At 38.5% G+C, this 18,907-nt stretch carries 16 protein-coding genes; all 16 read left to right on the top strand.

Translation table 11 applies throughout. The features are described from left to right. A partial coding sequence (locus tag ACQ76V_RS14215) for a Na+/H+ antiporter NhaC family protein (RefSeq protein ID WP_441001173.1) occupies positions 1-258 on the top strand: 258 nt, incomplete at its 5' end. A 660-nt stretch (positions 259-918) separates the two neighbouring features. Next, positions 919-2,130 (top strand): tyrosine-type recombinase/integrase, encoded by a 1,212-nt coding sequence (locus tag ACQ76V_RS14210; protein ID WP_441001172.1) that lies wholly within the window; start codon positions 919-921, stop codon positions 2,128-2,130. Positions 2,131-2,330: 200 nt separating this feature from the next. Then, the gene (locus ACQ76V_RS14205) at positions 2,331-2,954 is read left to right on the top strand and encodes a hypothetical protein (protein ID WP_441001171.1); all 624 of its coding nucleotides are present in this window, start codon (positions 2,331-2,333) and stop codon (positions 2,952-2,954) included. Positions 2,955-3,054: 100 nt separating this feature from the next. Beyond that, the gene (locus ACQ76V_RS14200) at positions 3,055-3,258 is read left to right on the top strand and encodes a helix-turn-helix transcriptional regulator (protein ID WP_441001170.1); all 204 of its coding nucleotides are present in this window, start codon (positions 3,055-3,057) and stop codon (positions 3,256-3,258) included. Between the two features lie 113 nt (positions 3,259-3,371). Continuing rightward, the gene (locus tag ACQ76V_RS14195) at positions 3,372-4,808 is read left to right on the top strand and encodes a DNA primase family protein (protein ID WP_441001169.1); all 1,437 of its coding nucleotides are present in this window, start codon (positions 3,372-3,374) and stop codon (positions 4,806-4,808) included. A gap of 118 nt (positions 4,809-4,926) precedes the next feature. Continuing rightward, positions 4,927-5,913, top strand: coding sequence for a DUF6371 domain-containing protein (locus ACQ76V_RS14190; protein WP_441001168.1), 987 nt, complete (start codon positions 4,927-4,929; stop codon positions 5,911-5,913). 665 nt (positions 5,914-6,578) lie between these two features. After that, positions 6,579-7,649, top strand: a complete 1,071-nt coding sequence (locus ACQ76V_RS14185) for a nucleotidyltransferase domain-containing protein (protein WP_441001167.1) — start codon at positions 6,579-6,581, stop codon at positions 7,647-7,649. Between the two features lie 2 nt (positions 7,650-7,651). Then, positions 7,652-9,373, top strand: a complete 1,722-nt coding sequence (locus tag ACQ76V_RS14180) for a ThiF family adenylyltransferase (protein ID WP_441001166.1) — start codon at positions 7,652-7,654, stop codon at positions 9,371-9,373. After that, a complete protein-coding gene (locus tag ACQ76V_RS14175) occupies positions 9,374-9,844 on the top strand; it encodes a Mov34/MPN/PAD-1 family protein (RefSeq protein ID WP_441001165.1) in 471 nt (156 codons plus the stop codon). A 1-nt stretch (position 9,845) separates the two neighbouring features. Then, on the top strand, positions 9,846-10,994 hold the full coding sequence (locus ACQ76V_RS14170; protein WP_441001164.1) for an HNH endonuclease: 1,149 nt from the start codon (positions 9,846-9,848) through the stop codon (positions 10,992-10,994). A 4-nt stretch (positions 10,995-10,998) separates the two neighbouring features. After that, positions 10,999-11,268 carry a hypothetical protein gene (locus tag ACQ76V_RS14165; protein ID WP_441001163.1) on the top strand — a complete coding sequence of 90 codons (270 nt, stop codon included), beginning with the start codon at positions 10,999-11,001 and terminating at the stop codon, positions 11,266-11,268. A gap of 556 nt (positions 11,269-11,824) precedes the next feature. Next, entirely contained in the window at positions 11,825-12,058 is a 234-nt protein-coding gene (locus ACQ76V_RS14160; RefSeq protein ID WP_441001162.1) for a hypothetical protein, read from the top strand. A gap of 36 nt (positions 12,059-12,094) precedes the next feature. Then, positions 12,095-14,134, top strand: coding sequence for a type I restriction-modification system subunit M (locus ACQ76V_RS14155; RefSeq protein ID WP_441001161.1), 2,040 nt, complete (start codon positions 12,095-12,097; stop codon positions 14,132-14,134). A 2-nt stretch (positions 14,135-14,136) separates the two neighbouring features. Continuing rightward, positions 14,137-16,026: an ATP-binding protein gene (locus tag ACQ76V_RS14150; RefSeq protein ID WP_441001160.1), complete on the top strand. Its 1,890-nt coding sequence runs from the start codon at positions 14,137-14,139 to the stop codon at positions 16,024-16,026. Positions 16,027-16,039: 13 nt separating this feature from the next. After that, positions 16,040-16,957 carry a DUF4268 domain-containing protein gene (locus ACQ76V_RS14145; protein WP_441001159.1) on the top strand — a complete coding sequence of 306 codons (918 nt, stop codon included), beginning with the start codon at positions 16,040-16,042 and terminating at the stop codon, positions 16,955-16,957. Positions 16,958-16,960: 3 nt separating this feature from the next. Beyond that, entirely contained in the window at positions 16,961-18,907 is a 1,947-nt protein-coding gene (locus ACQ76V_RS14140; protein WP_441001158.1) for a restriction endonuclease subunit S, read from the top strand.

Genomic DNA, 18,907 nt, shown 5'->3' with positions numbered 1-18,907 from the left:
GTCGTATTTCCGGTAGCGATGCCGCTGGCCTGGACCATACTGCCTGATCCCTTTTTTATCACGCTTTGTTTTGGAGCCGTAGTCGGAGGCAGTGTATTCGGCGATCAGTGTTCGCCAATTTCTGATACGACGATTCTTTCGTCGCTGGCCACCGGCAGCGATTTGATGGATCACGTTAAGACACAGATTCCGTTGGCTCTTATGGCTGCGGGCATTGGAGGAGTTCTTTATACTTTGTTCGTGATATTTTTTATTTAAAAATGGTTATAAAAGATTATCGGAGAGAAGTATAAAGAAGATAATCCAAAATTGATTCTTTTAAGATCTTATGTTATTAACCTATAAATGCTTGAAGAGCATATATATCTGAAGGTGAAATTTGATACAGGTATTTTGTTTATGACCAAATGAGGTAATTGATCAGTTATATAATATATACTCTAACGTGATTTAGAGTTGGTTATTAATTATTAGATTTATTTAAGTAATCATTTCAAACCTTTAGCTGGCAACCAGTTCTTTAGGATTTTACAGAAAGCCCCGTCTTTCAGAGTATGATTCTCAAAATTTATTTTTGAGTTGAATATTAGAATTGGATAGCTGATTTCTTCACCCCAAAATGAATAATTGGCGAGATAAATAGTAGGTCCAACAAAACAAAATAGCCGCTAACTCTTTGTGAGTTAGCGGCTTTTCGTAAAGCGATCCGGACGAGATTCGAACTCGCGACCTCCTGCGTGACAGCAATTTAAAAGTAAATTTCGTAAGTTATTAAGGCCTACCAAAACTTACGCAAGTTCTTGGGGCGCAATAAATTATAGTTATCTTTAATTATCAACAATTCTCGGATGTGCGCACCATCGTGTTACCCCGCTGTTACCCCGAGATTGGGGGTACAAACAATTTTTAAAAAAGTAAATGGCATCAATACGTTTTAATCACCAAGCTGTAAAAGCAATAGAGTCTCAGGGCAAAAGAATAGAAATATTTGATGAGGGAGAAAAGGGATTGGGGCTGCGAGTTACCAAAAATGGTACAAAAACCTTTTTCTACCGATACCGGATCAATAACAAGATTCGCAGATACACCATAGGTCAGTTTGATGCAGTTGGCATAAAAGAAGCTCGTGATGAAGTGTCAAGACTGAGGGTCATGGTATTAGATGGATTGGATCCCCAAGCAGAGAGACAAAAGAAAAAGAATATCCACGGGCTGAAAACTTTTTCTGAGCTGGTCGAAGAGTTCAAAGAAAAGTATCTGCCTACTTTGAGGGAGAACACTCAGAAAGAATATATTAGAATTATTGACAAGGAATTAATACCGGTGTTCGGTAAATTCCCCGTCGTTAAAATTACCAAACACGAGATCGTAGAAATCTTAGATAATAAAGCCTACAAAGATAAGTCTCCTACCATGGCCAACCGGATAAGGTCCCGGTTATCTAGGATCTTTACTTTTGGTATGGAAAGAGGACATGTAGAAATGAATCCTATACAAAATATATCCACCTACAAGCAAGGGGAGTCCAAACGACATCGATACTACAGCGAAGAGGAGATACGCAAGCTATGGGGCTTTTTTGAGGACTGGGGGGAACCCACGCAGTCAGTATTACAAATGCTTTTGATCTGTGGCCAGAGAAAGACCGAAACTATGCAGATGAGATGGATAGATATCCAAGGAAAAGTATGGACCATTCCAGCTTCATTAGCGAAAAATAAGCAACCTCATGATGTTCCACTATCCTCAATGGCTTTAGAGATTATTGGCCGTATGAAAAAGTTAAATGGAAAGAGTGAATATGTCTTCGCTTCCCCGCAGAATCCTAAAAAGCCACTAGATTCACTAAGTAGAGTCCGCCAGGCAATCAAAAATAATACGAAGGTTTCTGATTTTCGTCCTCATGATCTGAGGCGTACGGTCGCAACTTACTTGGCTAAGTTAGGAATAGAGCGTACGGTATTAGGTAAAATATTAAATCATAAAGGGCTGGCTGGGGATGGACAGGTAACGGCCATTTATGACCGGCACAGTTATATGGATGAAAAGCACGATGCCTTGGAGCTATGGAGCAAGAACCTGCGAAAGATTCTGGCTGAGAAAAATAATAAAGTAATTGTTGGCAGGTAAGAATGACAAATAGGCTAACCTTAGCTGATTTACAGTGGGAAGGGAGTTCTAGTAAAGAGCAGGAACGCAGAGAGAACGTACTATTTCATTTCTTCACCGTTTATGCGGACCATTATAATAAGCATCGCGTTGGTGCGCAGGCTGATTTTGCTAACATACTGGATCTACTTGGTAAGACGTCAGATGCAAAACATAGATCTTTGGAAAAAAGGAAAGAAAGGGTCAAAAATGGGATACTTCTACTAAGTAGGGAGTATGAAAAAGGAGATACTACTGAGGTTCGATTCTTTAAAGCCAGAATTTTTTCCTTGCTTGATTTGATTTCAATGCCTGAAGAGATCTGTTATCCAGATATATTTGAAATCATGGAAGATTTGCTGGCCGATACTAAAAAGTTTGTCAAAATTATTTACGGGGAAGAAAATGTAAATATCGAGCTGCCTATCCTAAAAGAGGTTCTCGACCTATATGAATTTTACAATGGGTTTATAGACCACAGGATACATCTAACATCTTTGGGGCTTGTCATACATAAAGTAAATGAAGAGGCCTATCCGCAAAGGATTAAACTGCCAGAAGAGCTGGGTGAGCAAGAAAGGGAAGATCTCAAGGGAGAGGTGTTCAAGAGTTTCGATTTACAGAAAGATGACTATTGGATAACTGCTTATGAGCTTTATAGTAATGATCGTACTTGGGAAGAGGTTTACGGGGTAATAGAACAACTAAGAGCGGACCTTGGATTAGTACCCAGGTACACTTCTTTTTACAGTTTCAAAAGGGCCAAGAGTAGATTTGACAAGAAACGGAGTTCAGGGGCAAAGTAACAATTGTCACCCTACGAAAGTAACCGTTGTCATCTTACCTGAGGCTTGTATTAACAGTAGGTTTGAAGCGTATTAAATACTAATCAAACGTTTTAGACCTATGAAAAACTTATCTCTTATACGACCCAATCAATTAGCTGATTTACTAAGCATTTCTATTCCCACCTTATATCGAATGATAAGTAATGGAGAGCTACCTCCGAAAGTCCGGATAGGAAAAAGAGCTGTTGGCTGGAGACGTTCACAAATTGAAGAGTGGATGGATGAGCGTACGGAAGAACCAAAGCAGCAAGTGCTCAATTAGTGCAGTACTGTAGGGCAGGTATAGCTAATAGTTTTTAGCCATACCTGCCCATTTTTTTGTGACTAATCCTTTCTCAATCATAATCAAAAGCAATTATAACTAACCAGTTAGATATGAGCCGTTTAACGCCTGAAATACTCAAAAATGGGGTTCTCCAGCATGCCAAACCTCCATCACCTATCCCTCATAAAGAAATACTCAACCGGCTATTAGAAATGGTGGAGAAAGTGAACTTCCACCGCGAGGCCGAGACTGACAAATTAAGTAAGAAGCATTATATCGTAATCTCCATTGAGAAGATTTTGGAGCTTGCTAAATACAACAACTGGGGACTATGCAAAAAGCACGATTTCATCTACTTATATAACGGGGCCTACTGGAGCCAGCTTGAAGAAGGCCAAATGGAAGGGTTTTTAGGACATGCTGCCAATAAAATGGGGGTTAGTAAATTTGATGCTCATTATTATCAGTTTAGAGAGAAATTACTTAAGCAATTCATGAGTATAGCTCACCTTCCTACGCCCAAACAACCTGAGGGCTTGGTACTTGTCAACCTTAAAAATGGTACTGTAGAAATTAATCCTGGCAAAAGAAATCCAGTAAAAATTCGCAACCCAAAACGAACTGATTTTTTAACCTACCAGTTGCCCTTTGAGTTCAATAAGGATGCAACTGCGCCAAGATTTACCCAGTATTTGGATGAGGTTTTACCAGATCAGGTTATGCAACAACTACTCGCTGAGTATATAGGATATGTATTTGTGAGATCCTCCACGTTAAAGCTAGAGAAAGCGCTGATCTTGTATGGGACTGGAGCAAATGGAAAGAGTGTATTCTTTGAGATAATAAATGCTCTTTTTGGTAGTGAGAATGTTTCAACCTATACGCTGCAGTCTTTAACAAATGAATCGGGCTACTACAGGGCCAAACTGGCTAACCGCTTGGTTAATTATGCCAGTGAGATTAACGGTAATATGGGGACGGCTCTTTTTAAACAGCTTGTATCCGGAGAACCCGTTCAAGCTCGATTGCCGTATGGTGAGCCGTTTACTCTTACTGATTATGCAAAACTTATTTTCAACTGTAATGAGTTGCCATCTGATGTAGAGCATACCAATGCCTTTTTCAGGCGTTTCATGATCATTCCTTTTGATAAAACAATTCCAGAATCGAAGCAGGATAAAGAGTTGGCAATCAAGATTATTCAAACAGAATTGTCGGGGGTATTCAATTGGGTGCTGGAAGGACTGCAGCGACTTTTGAGACAGAGAGAATTTACTTATAGCGATACTGTTGAACTCCAAAATCAGCAGTACCGACTTGAGTCAGATTCAGTGCAGATGTTTTTGAATGAAAGCAATTATAAAACTTCCGTTGAAATATACATTGGGTTATCCGAGCTGTTTAGCAAGTACAAGGGTTTTTGTGGAGACGACGGCTATTATCCGGTGAGTAAACGAAAATTCAGTAAGCGCCTTAAAAACTCCGGGATCCAAGTAAAGCGCAGGTCTTCTGGTAATGTGGTGTATCTAAAGAAAGCCCAACAATAAAAAACTTTTCTTTTAAACCTGCACTATCTACATCTACTACATCAATTCCCTGTTTAAATGCTTTAGAGAAAGGTCCCATGTAGATAATGTAGCAAATGTAGTTTCTGAAAAAACTTTTATGAGCCTATCTAACCAAAGCTACCGGTACATACTGGATGAGAGCAGCAAGAAATTTCAATGTCCGCAATGTGACAAAAGACGATTCGTAAGATTCATGGATCAGCAGACTAAAGAGTATTTGCCAGCTAAATATGGCCGATGTGATCGAGAAAGCAGTTGCGGTTATTTCTTAAATCCATATGGTGATAAATACGGTAATACCAATTTTACCTCTTGGCAAGTAGAGGGCAATTTACAGAACATTCCCAAGCCAATAGACTACATCTCCGACAAGTATTATACAGCTAGTTTAAAGCATTACGGTCAAAATAGGTTTATAAAATACCTTCATTCCCTATTTGATAGTAATACCGTTAGTAGCTTAATTAATACTTACAAAATTGGTACTTCAAAACATTGGGATGGAGCAACGGTCTTTTGGCAAATTGATATCCAGGGCATGATCCGTACTGGTAAGGTCATGCTATATGATACCTATGGCCATCGAGTTAAAGACCCTTATTCGCATATAAACTGGGTGCATAACTTATTATATGAGAATTATAATCTTCAGCAGTGTTTGTTTGGAGAGCATTTGTTAACAGATGACAAAAGGATCCCTGTAGCCATTGTTGAAAGTGAGAAAACGGCAATAATTAGCAGTGTGTATTTTCCTGAATTCATTTGGCTGGCAACAGGGGCAAAGTCCAACTTGAAACCAGAGTGTTGTAAGTGCTTAATGGGTCGGAGTGTTACGCTATTTCCAGACTTGGGCGCTTATCAGGATTGGCAACAGAAAGCCGAAAGTTTATCATACTTTTGTGATATCAGGGTATCGAACTTGCTTGAAGAATATTCTGATAGAAATGATAAAGAAGAAGGCTATGATTTAGGAGATTACCTCATTCAATATGATTTGGACAAGTTTAAACAAGGAGAGCTTGTTTCTAAGTTGCGCGTTGTATTAAATGAGAAGGGATATCCAGCTTCTTGGGATAATCTTTGATAGTTATTTAAAGTTGGGGTGATGCTATTACAATGCTTATAGGAGAGTTCTATTCATTTCTTAATACTCAATTTGTTCAGTTAGAAATGACATGGGTACAAAGGGGTACAAGCTAGGTGCCATGTTCTTTTAAATGCCTTTAACAATACATAAAGGGTGGTTTACATATTTGATAAAGGGTCCTAGCTCATAACTTTTTCAGTCAATTATATTTCTAAATATTGGCAGTAAACAAAGAATAGTGCCGAAATATAGATATGATTGACTATTCCGATGACATGATATTTTGATAATGACATAAGTAATGTCATTATCAAAGCTTAAATTAAAGGGATATATCACTATTTTGATGATTTAGATTTAGGATAGCCAATAATATGTTCTTTTATTTTTCACCTGCAAAATGGGCGGAAGTTCGACCCCTTTTGCAGTTAATAACTAAAATTACTGAAATTATTACTAGTTGTTCTCGTGCGTATATGAAAGAACATGACAGTAGGCCGCCTATGGACAGAGAGTTTGAGCTCAGTATGGAATTAATTCACTAATTGGGAATACTTAATAAGGGGTGACAAGATTTGACAGTCTAATTATTTACTTTTTGTATGTCCTTATAGTTATTGCATTAACTTAATTAGTAAATCATAAACTAAAAGAGAGTTTTTATGAGTTCTTTACAAAAGCACTTCAAACAATTTCATGAAAATATTAAGCTGAAAAGATTTGAAGAGAACGAGACACTGAGAGAAAAAAGGGATATAATTATTGATAAATTAAAAGACCGACTTGATAATATCTTTGACGATAAAGAGGAAGAACTTCCTGATTGGGATTGGTTTAACCAAGGGAGCTATGAAATGGGTACAGGTATTAAACCCATAGAAGATGGTGATTACGATATAGACATTGGAGTACATTTTAATGTGAGTCCAGATGAATATGAAGATCCAGTAGAAGTGAAGGAATGGATATTTGAAGCGTTGGATGGACACACAAATTCAGTAGAAATAAAAGAACCCTGTGTACGTGTTGAATATTCGACTGGAAATGATCCTCAATATCATGTCGATCTTGCAGTTTATTCTCTTGAAGAAAATCCTTACTCATTAATAATTGATGATGAATACCAATTGGCAAGAGGGAAGCAGAATTCGCTTGACGAATATCGATTTTGGGAAGATGCAGATCCAAAAGGTGTAATTGAAGAATTTAAATCTCAGTTTTCTGGAGAGGAAGATAAGCAGTACCGAAGAATCATTAGGTATTTAAAGAGGTGGAAGGATTTACAATTTCGTAATGATGGTAATGCTGCCCCAGTAGGTATTGGATTAACGGTAGCAGCATACAATTGGTATTCACCCAAATATGAAGACATCTTTTCTAATGATCTGGACGATTTTTCTGCTTTAGAATCCTTTGTTGGTTCTATGCTTAATAACTTTTCTGAAGTATGGGATGAGGAAGAGGAGGAATATGTCGAAAGGCTTGTTGCTAAATTGCCAGCTGAGCCTTATAACGATGTATTTAGTAAGATGACAAATATCCAAATGGAAGATTTCAAAAGTGAATTGGAAGATCTGAAGCAAGGATTACAAGATGCCTCGGATGAGCCTGATCCCCATGAAGCTTGTAAAATTCTCCGCAGGTATTTTGGGGATGATTTCCCAGTTCCAGAAAAGAAAGATACTGCTGAAAAGAAAAGTCGGGGGATTTCTACTTCTAGTGCATCTGCTTAATAATGTCTGACATAGGAGAACTTGAAAATTATCTTGAGAAATTCTGTTCAGAGAACCCTGATATATACAATCACAAGCTAATAGATGAGCCGGATTTCAGGGATAGATGGCAGGTTGTTGCTGCAGCTCACTTCAACTTCCAATTTGATGGCAAAGAACTCTCTCTTGCTATCGGATTAGACTCATCATTCCCGCATAGCCTGCCACATGTATTTTTAATCCCTTGGGATCAATTGGGATTTATTCCTCATGTAGAACCTGATGGATGGATATGTTATGCTCAAAAAGAAGGTCTTGTTTTAAATAGTGAAACTCCGCAAAATATATTAGAAGATGCACATAAAAGAGCTATTCTAAATCTTCGAACTGGGTTGAATGGGGAAAATTTATCTGACTTTGTGGATGAGTTTGAGTCATATTGGTCCAAGCAAAAAGGAATAAAAAACTATATCTCTTTTTTAGAACTGAATAATAAAATAAGAGAAATTTGTATTGTTGATAGGGAAGATACTTTATCCTTAATCTTTAATAAAGAAGACAGGAGTAAAACTTCTCGTTATACGAAAAATGATATTATTCTAGAAACTGCAATTTATATTCCTTTAGACAGAAATGATATAACCCCTCCACGATATGATGAAAACTGGACCATAGAAATTATTAACCAGAAAATTTGGTCTAACCTAACCCTTTCTAAAAAAGATCTACTCTTAAAGAAGTTAGAACAACGCAGGCTTCGAAGAAATGAAAAAATATTTGTTTCAATTCCTAGGACTCTTGAAGGAAAGGCTATCTTTGGTATTGAATTTCAAGATATTTCTACTGGACACCCGCTCTTAAATGGTCAAGCAGGAAAAATTACTCCATTAAATATTAATAGAAAAGACAAAAGCTACATAACCTCTAGGTCTCATCAGACTGATCTATTATCGCACAAGAGTGTAATCTTGATAGGATGTGGATCTGTAGGTGGGTATATAGCAACAGAATTGGCAAGAGCTGGGATTTCTGATCTTACATTAGTGGATCATGACAAAATGGAAATTGAGAATGCATATCGTCATACCTTGGGAAAAGATCATGTTGGAAATAATAAAGCTGTAGCTTTAAAAAAAGAGTTAGAGAGAAAAATTCCTCAAGTACATATATCTACGTACAACCAAAGAGTTGAAAAGGCGATTGAAAAAGATTTAAAGCTCGATAAATTTGATTTAATTATTTCCGCGATGGGGGAACCCTCAATGGAACTATATCTTAATAAGTTTATTGTAGAAAGAGATATTGACGCCAAAACGATATTTACTTGGCTCGAACCCTATGGAATCGGGGGACACGCTCTCCTATTTAACAATTCAGAAAATGGATGTTTCAAATGTCTTTTTACTTATAAAGAGATTGAAGACCAACAAGAATATTATAATAGAGCCTCTTTTGCAGCTCCAGGCCAAACATTTTTCAAAACAATTGATGGCTGCGGTAATGCATTCACACCCTATGGCTCCTTGAGCGCATTGAATACTGCAAGCTTAGCAACAAAAATGGCTATAAATGCATTAAAAAGTAAGATATCAGGAAACCCTCTTTATTCTTGGAAAGGAGAAAAGGAAGAATTTATCAATGCTGGATTTGAACTTTCTAACAGATACCAACAAACGACAGAAGAACTATTCGAGAATCGATACAAATATATTAATCATACCTGCAGTATCTGTGGCGGGGAATAGATGACTTTTAAAACAACCAATAATGGAAAGCTTAAAATATCATCCGAATCTATTGAGTCATTTTCTCAATATCGACAGAATGAACCAACCAAAAAAGAAGCAGGTGGGTTGCTATTAGGCAGATATATCAAAAATTCTAATGACATAATCGTTGATAAAATTACAATACCCTTCGAACGTGATGTTAGAAAGAGATATTATTTTTGTAAAAGGGATTTGCAACATCAAGATATTGTTGACCAAGAATGGGAGTCATCAGAGGGTACCTGCAACTACTTAGGAGAATGGCATACACACCCTGAAAAAAACCCTTCGCCTTCAAGTTTTGACATAAAAGGTTGGAGAGAAAAAATTGTTCGGGACAGTTTCGATCACCATAGCTTATTTTTCATTATTGTAGGGATTGAGGAAGTAAAAGCATGGGAAGCACTAGTAAAGAATAACGCTATAAGAGAATTACAAAAGATTTAATATGTCATCAACTAGTATTAGCACAAAAAACAAAACTAAATTATGGTTGATATCAGGAGGTAGGTGTGAATACCCTGGGTGTAATAAGCCCTTGTGGAAAGATAGTGTCACATATAATAAAATGAATATCGCTTATATGGCACATATTATTGCTGATACACCTGGTGGACCTAGAGGAGATAAAGACCTTTCTGAAAAATTATCTGATGATATATCTAATCTTATGTTGCTTTGCGATGTTCATCATCGCCTGATTGATAATAAAAATGAGAAAGGAGAAGAACCTGAAGAACACCATCCTGTTGAGTTACTACGACAGTTTAAAAAGGAACACGAACAAAGGATTGAATTAGTAACATCCCTTGATGCACATCGAAAATCTTATATCGTGAGTTTAACAGCAAATATTGATCAACATAAAGGTTTCGTCAATTTTAAAGATGCGAAACAAGCAATGTTACCTGAAAGGTTTCCTGCTTCTGATCAAATAATAAAAATTGATCTAACGAGTAGCACTCTGACCGAAAAAGATCCAGAATATTGGACTGTAAATGCTAAAAATATTACCAGACAGGTTAATACGAAATTACAATCTGGACCTGATGGAAAAGAAATAAATCATATTTCAGTTTTTGGCTTTGCCCCCATACCACTTCTAATACACTTTGGAAAAAAATTAGGGAATAAAGTTCCAACAGACTTATACCAAAAACATCGAGATACAGATAATTGGAGTTGGAGAGATTTAGAAAAAGAAGAGTTCAAATATGAACTTATTAAGCAACCAAAAAATAAGGAAGAAGAACCTAATGATGTTGTGTTGATTCTTTCCCTAAGTGGCAAAGTTCATGTGGATGAGGTTACAGACCTATTGGGTAAAAATTTAAATATCTATGAAATGAGTGTTCCGAATCCTAACCCATTATTTCTTAAAGCATTAGAGCAGTTAGAATTATTTGGTAAAGAGATCAGAAAACTATTAGCAAAGATAAGACAAAAACATGGGGAAGATTGCGTAATTCATTTATTTCCTGCTGTACCAATACCTATTGCTATTGAGGTTGGTCGTACCTTACTACCCAAAGCAGATCCTGACATTAAGATATACGATAATACAAAAGAAGGATTTAAATATAGTCTATCAGTTTAACATTATGGAAGAACCAAAATTATTTACTTTAATACGACAAAAAGACGAAACTGGAATTAGTGGTTCTGGTCGCGTACTTGATGGTGTGAAGTTTCATAATGGACAAGTAGTAATTTGTTGGAGAGCTGATATAAACCAACAAGGCGAAGGGTACAGCAGTTTAGGAGTTTACCCTTCTTGGAAGGCTTTTAAACATGTACATATTGACCCACACCCCGAAAATGAATCAATAATTATTTGGGGAGATCAACCGAATTTTAAAGACAAAATTTAACGTGGTAGCTTAACTGAACTTTACGTGGTTATGTGTTTCAGTATAAGTTGATGGATTTCTTAAAGCCGCAGAGTCTATTAACACTAATGTCGAAGTTGTACTAAACGAAAAGGGGTATCCAGCTTCATGGGATATGATTTAACATTATTTGAGTTTACGGACTAATAACGAGCTGATATTTGGTGGGGCCAAGCAGGGGTACAAGCTGGGGGGCATGCTCTTAAAAGTCCCTTTAGTAACACACAAGAGGTGTTTTAGCTTATTTGATAAAGGGTCCAAGCTCAGAACTTTTTCAGTCAATTATATTTCTAATTATTGGCAGTAAACAAAGAATAGTGCCGAAATATAGATATGATTGACTATTCCAATGACATAATATTTTGATAATGACATTAGGAGTGTAACCTGCAAATCAGCATGTCATTAAATCAAAAAAGTTAGTTTTTAATACTGCTGGCTACTCATTCAGCTTTTAATTTATAAACAATTAAAAGTTTTGATCTTACCCTTATATTAAGAACTTTAATTCTTTCAATTTTAAGTAACTGAGTAGGTAATGCCTGAAGAACAACTAATATCAAGAACCTATAACCATTCAGGTCAAGAGATGCCTGAAATACTCTATGACTTAATGCTCAATGTTGAAGAAGCATTCCGAATGGCTGGGGCTGAACCACGGGAAGATTACACTTACAAAGATCTCATGGATTATGCACTTCAGCTTTTTGATTCCAATGAATATGAGGAGCTAAAGAAAATAACAAGCCAAAGCAGCGAAACACGCTTTTAAGTTTACAGCGTTTAATCAAAATTTTTTAAGAGCAACATGACCAACTTCCGGGAACGAGCTAATTTTATTTGGGATGTAGCGAATCTTATTCGGGATAGCTTCAAGAGAGGAAAATATCAAGATGTCATCCTCCCTTTTACTGTATTGCGTCGCGTAGATAGTGTACTACAGCCAAACAAAGAAGAAGTGCTTACCACCTACAACAAGTACAAGGATAAGCTGGAGGACATGGATGATCTGCTCCGGCAGGCTTCCGGTTATGCCTTTTACAATACCACCAAGTATGATTTCGAACGCTTGCTGGCTGATCATGAACATATAGCTGATAACTTGCGCCGTTACATTAATGGTTTTTCGGATAATATGCGCGAGGTGCTCTATAATTTCGACTTTGATAACACTATTCGAAAGCTGGATGATCAGGGCTTGCTATACCAAGTTATGCAGCGCTTTAATGAAATTGACCTGCATCCGGATACGGTAAGCAACATGGAGATGGGGTATATTTTTGAAGAGCTCATCCGAAAGTTTAATGAAGCAACAAATGAAAACCCTGGTGAACACTTTACTCCGCGTGAAGTGATTAACTTGATGGCCAATATTGCATTGGAACCTGATCTGGAAGAATTACAAAAGGAAGGTATTATTGTAAAGGTGTATGACCCAGCTTGTGGAACGGGGGGTATGCTCAGTATTACCAAGGATAAGATCCAGGAGATCAATCCTGATGCGGACGTGCGAGTATTTGGACAAGAGTTAAATCCAGAAACATACGCGGTTAGCAAGAGTGACTTCTTTCTTAAAACCTCCGATGGTAAAGATGCGGAGAATATTTTGCAGGGTAGCACCCTATCGGACCCAAAACATAGTGGGGAAACCTTTAATTACATGCTGGCTAATCCCCCCTATGGTAAAGATTGGAAGCGAGATAAAAAAGAGGTCCAGGATGAAGCTGATCGCGGTTATGCGGGGCGGTTTGGTGCTGGTACTCCTCGAAAAAATGATGGCCAGTTGCTATTTACGCAAGATATGCTCTCCCATAAAGCGCCTTTTGAAAATGGCAAAGGTGGGAGTCGTATCGCTGTTATCCATAACGGGTCTCCGCTATTCACCGGTGATGCTGGAAGCGGAGAAAGTGAAATCCGCCGGTGGATATTGGAAAATGACTGGTTAGAGGCGATCGTGGCTCTACCTGAACAACTCTTCTATAATACTGGCATTGCTACCTATATCTGGATTCTAACCAACAAAAAATCTCCTGAACGCAAAGGCAAAGTGCAACTCATTGATGCTTCTGATATCTGGGAGCCGATGCGTAAGAGTCTTGGAGATAAAAGGCGGCAAATCTCCGATGAGCAGATAAAACAGATTACACAACTGTATGAGGACTTTGAGGAAGGTGAAAAGGTCAAGATTTTTGAAAATGAGGAATTCGGTTACCGCAAGGTGCGTATAGAACAACCTTTGCGGCTGAATTATCATGCAATTCCGGAACGCATAGAACGACTCAAAGAGGAACGCGTCTATCAGAATTTTGCAAAAAGCCGCAAAAAGAATAAAGAGGAAAAGCAGAAAGAAATTGAGGAAGGTAAAAAAGAGCAGCAGTTTATTCTGGATGTGCTTCATTCGATGAGTGATGAGAAGTTCACCAATAGCAGAAACTTCTTTAAACGGCTCAAAGAGCGATTTGGTGAACATGACTATAAGCCTAAGAAGAGCTTACTAAATGCTATTGAGCGGGCGATTGGCGAAAAGGATGAGGATGCAGATATCGTACGCGATAAGAAAGGCAACCCAGAGTCAGATACGGACCTACGGGATTATGAAAACGTTCCGCTGAATGAAGATGTGTTTGAATACTTTGAAAGAGAAGTAAAACCGCACGTACCAGAGGCTTGGATTGATGAAGACTATACAGATGAGAAAGATGGCGAAGTGGGACGTGTGGGCTATGAAATTCCGTTTACTCGTCATTTTTATGAATACGAGCCACCGCGTCCGTTGGATGAAATCGAAGATGAGATTAAAACGCTTGAAGAACAGATTCAAGACTTAATGCAAGAAGTGATTGACTGATAATGAGAACAGCTAAAGATCTTTTTAAACAGCTCAATGCACAGGACGAAAATGTGCGAATTGAAGCGAAGACCGCTTCCGGGATAGATAAGGCTATCATGAAATCAGTTTGTGCCTTTGCTAATGAACCTGGGTTAGAGGGCGGTTACCTGTTGCTGGGAGTTGCACCATCTTCGGGTGGGCTTTTCCCGTCCTATGAAGTGGTTGGTATTGATGATCCCGATAAAATTCAAATGGATTTGGCGTCGAAATGTTCTTCCCAGTTTAATAAAGCATTACGCCCTCAGATAGAAGTTGATGAGCTTGAGGGAGAAACGGTTATCGTGGTTTTTATTCCGGAGGAGGATGATTCGGCCAAGCCTATTTACTTTAATAGCCAGGGGTTACCCAGAGGGGCATACAGACGTATTGGTTCTACTGATCAGAGTTGTACCGAGGATGACTTACAGGTTTTTTATCAAGGGCGTGAAGGGTACGACTCTTCGGTTCTTCGTGATGCTTCAGTAAGTGATTTAGATCCAAAGGCTATTGAACGGTACCGATCATTGCGCGAAAACGTTAATCCCTATGCTGCAGAGCTTGAGTATGATGATACAGAGTTATTAGAGGCGCTTGGATGCGTAAAGAATGATGAGGTAACAGTAGCGGGACTCCTGCTTTTCGGGAAGCGTCCGGCACTACGCAGGGTGATGCCAATGATTCGGGTCGATTACATTCGAGTGCCGGGAAATACCTGGGTAGAAGATCCCGACCAACGGTTTACTACTATAGATATGCGTGGTTCCTTATTAGAGTTAGTAAATCGTACAGTGAATGCCGTAAATGATGATCTCCCCAAGGGTTTTTTGCTAGAAGAAGGATTGTTACAGGCGGAAAGTGTAGGGCTTCCCACTAAAGCACTACGTGAAGCCATTGTAAATGCCTTAATGCACCGTTCTTATCGCAAAAACAGTCCCATTCAAATTATTCGCTATAATAATCGCATTGAGATAGTGAATCCCGGTTACTCTCTTAAACCTGAAGAGCGTTTGGGGGATCCTGGATCAGAAACTAGAAATCCGCATATTGCAGCTGTATTTCACGAGACTAATTTGGCTGAGACCAAAGGTTCAGGAATTAGAGCAATGCGAAAACTGCTTGAAGATGCCGGTATGGCACCTCCCACTTTTGAGTCTAACAGAAGCGAAGATACTTTTACTGCACGTCTATTGTTGCATCACTTTTTAAGTGAGGATGACATCGAATGGTTAACTCAATTTGATGCTGAGTCATTGTCAGATTCACAAAAGCGTGCACTCATCTTTTTACGAGAGGTAGGAGCAATTGATAATCCAACATTTAGGCAATTAAGTGACCTTGATGTGCTTAAGGCAAGTGGTGAATTACGTAGTCTTAGAGATAAGAAATTAATTCAACAAAAAGGAAAGGGACGAGGTACTTACTACGTGCCTGGTCCTCATTTTGCTGATGATAGTGCACCAGTTCGAGAAGATAGTACACCAGTTGATAAAACGGACTCAAAACAATCTGAAGACCATAGTGCACCAGTTGATCAAGGAGATAGTGCACCAGTTCGAGATGATAGTGCACCAGTTGATTCAAAAGAAGAATTACCAAAAGAGGTAAAAGCATTTTTAGATGATATAGGAAACAGGGCTACTAAAAAACAAATGAATCTTTTCTTACTATCGGTTTGCCGATGGAAAGATATGAAGCTTCAGGAAATGGCCGATCTGTTGGATCGAGAGCCTAAGTATATTTTGCGAAAGTATATACAACCGTTGATGGATGAAGGTAAGTTACAGTACACGATTCCGGATATGCCTAATCATCCCAAGCAAGCCTATACTGTTACGGATGTCGGCATGGAATATTTAAAGTCCGAAAAATAGAATTTGATTTATTATGAGCACATTTGGCAACCTACAGCAAGTAGATCTTAGAAAAGGCTGGTCACATGAGGCTTTTGACTTTACGACGTGGCTGGTGAAACCTGAAAACCTTGAAATGCTTTCTGATGAGATTGGCATTGAGATCGCTCCCATAGAGTCGGAAGCAAGGACCGGGCGCTATAGCGTAGATATTCTGGCGGAAGAGGAGAATACCGGACGAAAAGTGATCATCGAGAACCAGCTGGAGCAGACCGACCACGATCATTTGGGGAAACTGGTAACCTATGGATCGGGACTTGACGCCGAGTATATTGTCTGGATTGTAAAGGCAGCCAATGACGAGCACCGGCAGGCGCTGGAATGGCTCAACGATCATACGGGCAATGAGCTTAACTTTTTTCTGTTGAAGTTGGAGCTGTGGCAAATTGATGACTCCAAACCGGCGGTGAAGTTTAATACTGTTGTAAAACCCAACGAGTGGACCAAAACGCTGCGCGAGCAAACACAGTCGAAGAATCTATCAGAGACCAAGCTGATGCAGCTTGATTTCTGGCAGCAGTTTAAGGCCTTTTGTAAGGATAAAGGGTCACGGCTGGGCACCCGAAAAGCGTTTCCCCAGCATTGGTACGAAATAAGTATTGGCAGTTCCGAAGCACATATTGCATTGACTGTAAATACGCGGGACCAAGAGTTGGGATGTGAACTCTATATTCAAGATGACAAGGAGTGGTTCGATGAGCTCCATGAAGGGAAAGTAGAGATTGAGAAAGAAATTGGCTCAGAATTAGAGTGGCAGCGACTTGATGATAAGAAGGCAAGTCGCATTAAGTTGGCCAAAGACTTTAATTTTGAGGATCAGGACCAGTGGCCGGACTATTTCGGGTGGTTAAAAGATAAGGCAGATAAGTTTAAGCAAGTATTTGGGGCATAATCTATGCGCTACCGTAAGTCAGAAGAATTGAAAGAAACAGATGTTGATTGGATCGGAGAGATTCCTCAGAATTGGGATTTTGAACGATTAAAAAGTACAATAAAATTTTGTCAGAATGGTGTTTGGGGTGATAGTCCCGAAGATGATCAGACAGATATCCCTTGTATAAGGGTAGCTGATTTTGATCGATTCTTATTGGAAATACCAAACCAAGATTTCACAATTCGGTCAGTGCCAAAGGATAAAAGACAAGGTAAAGTTCTTAAAAAAGGAGATCTGATTCTCGAAAAGTCAGGTGGTGGAGATAAGCAGCCTGTAGGTGCCGTTATGTTCTATGACTTAGATAAGGATGCCGTTTGCTCCAACTTTACAGCTCGGATGCCAGTAAAAAAGAATTATAATTCATCCTTTTTGCGGTATGTTCATTACCACCTCTATCATGGGAGAGTTAATACTCGATCTATTAAGCAAACAACGGGAATTCAAAATTTAGATAGTTCACAATATCTAAATGAGAAGGTAGGGTTACCCCCTCCTCCCGAACAAGATTCCATCGCCACCTTCCTCGACAACAAGACCAATGTCATCGACCAACTTATTCAAAAGAAAGAGCAGCTTATTGAAGGGCTGAAAGAAAAACGTCATGCGCTTATTACTCAGGCTGTTACTAAAAGTCTTGATCCTGATGTTTCGATGAAGGATTCAGGTATTGAGTGGTTGGGAAAGATACCAGAGCATTGGGACGCTATTAGAATTGGTGCTTTGTTTAAAGAGGTTGATGATAGAGGTTATCCTAACCTTCCACTATTAGAAGTGACGATAAACCATGGAGTTAGAGAAAGGGATTTGTCTGAAAAAAAAGTGCATCAAGTAGCAAGTGATTATAATAATTATAAGAAAGCTGCTGAAGGAGATATCGCATTAAATAAAATGAGAGCATGGCAGGGAGCAATTGGAGATGTGCCAATGGATGGTCTGGTAAGTCCCGATTATACTGTTTTGAGGCCAAGGGAGTTAAGTTCGACTGAATTCTATGGTTATCTTTTCCAAACTTCTAATTTTTTAACTGAGATAGATCGGTATTCCTATGGCATGGTCAAAGATAGAAATAGAATTTACTGGCAGTACCTTAAAAAGATTAAAGTACCAGTAATAGCTCAAGAAGAAAGGGAGAATATAGTTGAATACATTCGGAAGGTTAATGAAACTATATCAGAGGCTGCTCGAAAAATTGAGTCAGAAATCAAATTATTTGAAGAGTATCGACAGTCACTTATTTCTGCTGCGGTAACAGGAAAAATTGATGTACGAGCAACCGAAGTTCAGGAAAAAATTTCAGAGCCGAGGAAAGAGATTTCCAGTTGGGATAAGTTCGTTTTAGCGATGGAGATTATAAAGCGTATGCAAGATAACCAGCATTTCGGACGTATTATGTTGGTTAAAATTCTCTTCTTGGTTGAGTACCATCTTCGAGTAAAAGGATTTAATAGTAATTACAATCGGTGGGACCACGGCCCTTTTGATAATCAACTGATCAATTCGGTTGAATATAACCTTAAAAAAGATGGGTGGATAAATATTGAATCAGAAGAGAGTAAAAATTATGATCAGAAAGTATATACCCCAACCCATAAGGCCTACGAAAAGAGTCATTATTTTAAAAATAGTTGGGGTGAGCTTGATGATGAAATAGAACAAATATTGAGCATCTTTAATGATGCTAATTCTACTCAGGCCGAAATTATTGCAACAGTCTATGCCGCTTATAACGACCTTTTAATTGAGGGCAAGGAACCGAGTGAGGATAAAGTTTTAGATGAGATATTGAATAACTGGCATCCCAACAAAAAGAAAATATCCGAGGAACGTTGGAGATCTGCGTATAGATGGATCAAAGAAAAAGAACTTTTACCCACTGGCTTTGGTAAATCAACTAAGGAAACAGCTTAA

The sequence above is a fragment of the Fodinibius sp. SL11 genome (assembly GCF_052060035.1).
Taxonomy (GTDB): Bacteria; Bacteroidota; Rhodothermia; order Balneolales; family Balneolaceae; genus Fodinibius.
This window is presented reverse-complemented; position numbering and strand designations above follow the sequence as displayed.